Source organism: Sphingorhabdus sp. (assembly GCF_044357595.1).
Lineage (GTDB): Bacteria > Pseudomonadota > Alphaproteobacteria > Sphingomonadales > Sphingomonadaceae > Sphingorhabdus_B.
The window spans coordinates 1-4,207 of sequence record NZ_JBIKPH010000167.1; the positions used below are offsets into that span (position 1 = coordinate 1).

General features: G+C 52.6%; 5 protein-coding genes and 1 tRNA gene. All 6 read left to right on the forward strand.

Annotated elements, in window-relative coordinates:
- The first annotated feature begins 14 nt into the window (after nt 1-14).
- Entirely contained in the window at nt 15-1,577 is a 1,563-nt protein-coding gene (locus tag ACIQ2T_RS12185) for an AMP-binding protein (RefSeq protein WP_397591052.1), read from the forward strand.
- 13 nt (nt 1,578-1,590) lie between these two features.
- Entirely contained in the window at nt 1,591-2,688 is a 1,098-nt protein-coding gene (gene dinB / locus ACIQ2T_RS12190) for a DNA polymerase IV (RefSeq protein ID WP_397591048.1), read from the forward strand.
- Nucleotides 2,689-2,753: 65 nt separating this feature from the next.
- Entirely contained in the window at nt 2,754-3,398 is a 645-nt protein-coding gene (locus tag ACIQ2T_RS12195) for a TetR/AcrR family transcriptional regulator (protein ID WP_397591049.1), read from the forward strand.
- Between the two features lie 54 nt (nt 3,399-3,452).
- A tRNA-Gly gene (locus ACIQ2T_RS12200) sits at nt 3,453-3,524 on the forward strand.
- Between the two features lie 79 nt (nt 3,525-3,603).
- Nucleotides 3,604-4,017, forward strand: coding sequence for a DUF1330 domain-containing protein (locus ACIQ2T_RS12205; protein ID WP_397591050.1), 414 nt, complete (start codon nt 3,604-3,606; stop codon nt 4,015-4,017).
- 1 nt (nt 4,018) lies between these two features.
- Nucleotides 4,019-4,207, forward strand: a 189-nt coding sequence (locus tag ACIQ2T_RS12210) for a nitronate monooxygenase (RefSeq protein ID WP_397591051.1), incomplete at its 3' end; no start/stop codon positions are given.

The following is a 4,207-nucleotide window of genomic DNA, read 5'->3' on the forward strand; positions in this document are numbered from 1 at the left end:
TGGGCCATGCGGCGATGGCAGATTTCATGGGCCGCAAATATAGCTACGCTGAAATGGCAGCAACTGTCCGGCGGGTTGCGCGCGGACTGCAAGACAAAGGTATTGGCAAGGGCGACCAAATTGGCCTCTTCTTGCCCAATGTGCCGCAATATATCGCGGCGTATTACGGGGCGCTGGCCGCAGGGGCGACGGTGGTCAATTTCTCACCGCTATACACAGTTGACGAGTTGGCGCATCAGGTAGCCGACAGCGGCACGTCGATCCTGATCACGGTGTCGGCGGCTGCTTTGCTGCCTACCGCCATGAAGGTGTTAGACAATAGCAGCCTGAAAGAACTTATTGTCGGAAGCGTATCTGAAGCCTTGCCAAAGGCCAAAGGCTGGGCATACCGGTTGTTCAAACGGAACGAAATTGCCGCGCTTCCTTCGGACAGCCGCGTTTCGTCTTATGCGGAACTGATAGCCAATATTGGCGATTATGCGGTTCAACCTTGCATGCCCGAAAAAGACATCGCGCAGTTGCAGTATACAGGCGGAACCACGGGCACGCCGAAAGGCGCCATGCTAAGCCATCAAAATATCACCGCAAACGCTCGGCAAATCAACATGCTTGATCCCCATAGCCGAAACAATCAGCCTAACGGACCACTGGATGACCGTATCTTAGGTGTGCTGCCCTTTTTTCATGTTTTCGCAAATGCGACTGTTTTGAACCGTACAGTTGAAAATGGCGGCGAAATTGTGATGCTTCCCCGATTTGAGGCAAAAGCTGCTTTGGCGGCTATCACGCGGACTAAGGTGACATCACTTCCGGGCGTGCCAACGATGTATCAGGCTTTGCTGGACTGCCCTGACCTCGGAAAAACTGACTTCACGAGTTTGCGCGCCTGCATATCTGGCGGCGCGCCATTGGCGGCTGAATTGAAAGAGCGATTTGAAAAGCTTACTGGAGCTGTAGTGATTGAAGGCTATGGCTTGACCGAAAGCTCTGGCGTCGTGTCCTGCAATCCATATGAAGGCAGAAACAAGATTGGCAGTATCGGGCAACCTGTGCCCGGAACCAATATCAAACTTGTCGATAAGGAAGACCCAAATAAGCCGGCACCTAAAGGCGAACCCGGCGAACTTACATTTTCGGGTCCGCAGGTCATGTGCGGCTATTGGAACCGGCCTGATGCCGATTCTGAGGTGTTTCTTGGCAAGTTTCTGCGCACGGGTGATGTTGCGACAATTGACGATGACGGCTTCATCCATATCGTAGACCGATTGAAGGATATGATTGCTGTCGGCGGGTTCAAGGTATTCCCAAGTCAGGTCGAAGACATTCTCTACAAACATCCTGCGGTTAAGGAGGCCCTCGTCATTGGCGTCGCAGATGCCTATCTTGGCGAGATACCCCGCGCGTTCGTTACTTTGCAGGACGGTGCTACCGAAGATGGCGCGGCGCTTACCGTTTGGCTCAACCCGAAGCTTGGCAAGCATGAGCGTGTTCAAGGCGTCACTATCATGGATGATTTGCCAAAAACGATGATCGGTAAACTTGACCGTAAGGCGTTGCGGTTGGCGTTAGTGTCTTAAGCATCCGGCGGTGATGGAAAGCGATCCCGCTGTCATCCGTAAGATTATTCATGTCGATATGGATGCGTTTTACGCCAGTGTGGAACAGCGCGATAACCCCGACCTGCGCGGCAAGCCGGTAGCTGTCGGGGGCTCGTCTAAACGTGGCGTTGTCGCCGCAGCGAGTTACGAGGCCCGGGCGTTCGGTGTGCGCTCGGCCATGCCCTCGGTGACAGCGCAGCGACAGTGCCCCGACCTTATTTTCGTCAAACCAAGGTTTGAGGCTTACAAAGCTGTCTCGCAGCAAATCCGCGACATATTTGCGCGGCACACGGACCTGATTCAGCCGCTATCGCTTGATGAGGCTTATCTTGATGTTACCCATGACAAGCAAGGCATTGGATCGGCGGTGCAGGTGGCCAAGGCTATTCGCGCGGCTATTCGCGAGGAAACGGGCCTCACCGCCAGTGCGGGCGTAAGTTACAACAAATTTATCGCCAAGCTGGCCAGCGACCAGAATAAGCCCGACGGTATGTGCGTCATCCTGCCAGACCAGGGTCCGGACTTTGTCGCCAGCTTGCCGGTCCGCCGCTTCCATGGTGTCGGTCCCCGTACCGCCGAGAAGATGGCAAAGCTTGGCGTAAACAGCGGCGCTGACCTAGCGCAAAAGGATGAGGCGTGGCTCGCTCGGCATTTTGGCAGTTGGGGCAGCTATCTCTTCTGGGCAGCGCGGGGTGTCGATCATCGTCCGGTAAATGCAAATGCGATACGCAAATCCATCGGTGCAGAAAGTACATATTCTGAAGATAAACGCAGTGAAACCGAACTTCGCGCTGCATTGGACGAAATTGTCGACATTGTTTGGGACCGAATCGATCGCCACCAGGCGCAGGGACGAACTCTGGTGCTTAAGGCGCGCTACTCGGACTTTCGTACAGTGACTCGGTCGCGCACCACGGGCCAATTAATTGCGGACCGCAGGGCTGTTGCGCAGCTTGGCCATGTGCTGCTGGATCAGATTTTGCCAGTTGAGATGGGGGTCCGGCTGCTTGGCTTGACGCTGTCTGGACTCGTGGACCAAAACAATGCGGCCATTGATGAAACACCCCAAGGCCGCTTTACATTTGATTGATTGAAAATTGAAATAATCTGTCATATATCATAAAACTGTTATGCACATGTAATACAGGAACTGATATGGCCCGCCCCCATACTGATATTGAAGCCGGACGAAATGCATTGCTTGAGGTGGTAGATGATTTGGTCCGCAAGCGCGGCGCCGTAGACATTTCCATGACAGATTTGGCCGCGGCTGCAGGCATGTCTGCGTCCAACCTGTATCGCTTTTTTGACAACAAAGAAGATTTGCTTGAGGCTGTGGCTGAGCGTTTTTTTGCCGAAAAAATAAGGATCATGGTCGATGTTACGGAATCCGACTTGCCGGTTCGCGACAAAATGTACCAATATTTTGCCCGACGCTATTTGGCTATCGTTGAACAGTATGAGGCTGAGCCCGACCTGTTGAAAAGCTACCTAGAAATTGGTCATCAATATTTCGAGGTCGTGCGCGGCTATGTTGATCTTGGAGATCATTATCTGTCCATCATTGTGGCTGAGGCGATGGAGCAGGACTATTTTGAAGGCCTGTCTATCGATGAGGCCGTATCGCTGATTAATCAAATGGTGCAGTGTTATACCAGCCCCGATATTCTTTTTCGCGTCGGGACAGCGAAACTGAGCATTACCAAACTGGCCATGATTGTGGATGCTATTTTTTTAGGGCTGGGTAAAAAAATGGCAACCCATTCGGTTGCCGGATCGCATATCAAAATCGTTTCCTGAATCTTCCCAATTTCTGTGCTGTCTGGCACACGCCCGCATCTGTCGTAACCGAGGGGGCGATTAGCTCAGTGGTAGACCACATCCTTGCCACGGGTGGGGCCACAAGTTCGAACCTTGTATTGCTCACCCTTCCAAGCATAATGACTTTTACAATGTCGTGATGCTGATTTAAGCACACAATTAAATCTAAGGGGGAGAGCTTTTAATGCGTATAGAAAACGCAATGTTTCCAACAATGGAGCAGGCGACATCATTTTTCGGGGGCGTCGAAAATGGGCCGTTTGTCATGGCCAATTTGTTGAAATTTAAAGACAAAGCGGAATATGCCGACGGCAGTGATGCCGATCTGTCGGGTGCCGAAGCTTATGCTCGTTATGGTAAGGGAATTCAGGCCTGTCTCGCCGCCGTGGGTGGCCGGCAGGTTTACGCGGGCCCAGTCACTGGCCTTATGATTGGTGAGGTTGAGGAACTGTGGGATATGGTAGCTTTGGTCAAATATCCATCGCTTGCTGCTATGCAGAAAATGCTTTCTTCGCCGGAATATCAGGCCATTGAAACCCATCGCAAAGCAGGCCTGGCCGGACAACTTAACATCCGCACCAGCCAGATTGGAAGCTAATATGAAACCGATACAAAACCGCATGACTGACCTGCTTGGTGTCGAATATCCTATAATTCAGGCGCCCATGGGTTGGATCGCGCGCGCGCAACTTGCTTCCGCCGTTTCCAACGCGGGCGGCCTTGGCATCATCGAAACATCATCGGGGCAGTTAGATGAAGTGCGCGCCGAAATCATCAAGATGCGTGAG

Coding starts and splice junctions, on each gene's coding strand:
- dinB (WP_397591048.1), top strand. CDS start 1,591: ATGGAAAGCGATCCCGCTGTCATCCGTAAGATTATTCATGTCGATATG.
- ACIQ2T_RS12185 (WP_397591052.1), top strand. CDS start 15: ATGGCAGATTTCATGGGCCGCAAATATAGCTACGCTGAAATGGCAGCA.
- ACIQ2T_RS12195 (WP_397591049.1), top strand. CDS start 2,754: ATGGCCCGCCCCCATACTGATATTGAAGCCGGACGAAATGCATTGCTT.
- ACIQ2T_RS12205 (WP_397591050.1), top strand. CDS start 3,604: ATGCGTATAGAAAACGCAATGTTTCCAACAATGGAGCAGGCGACATCA.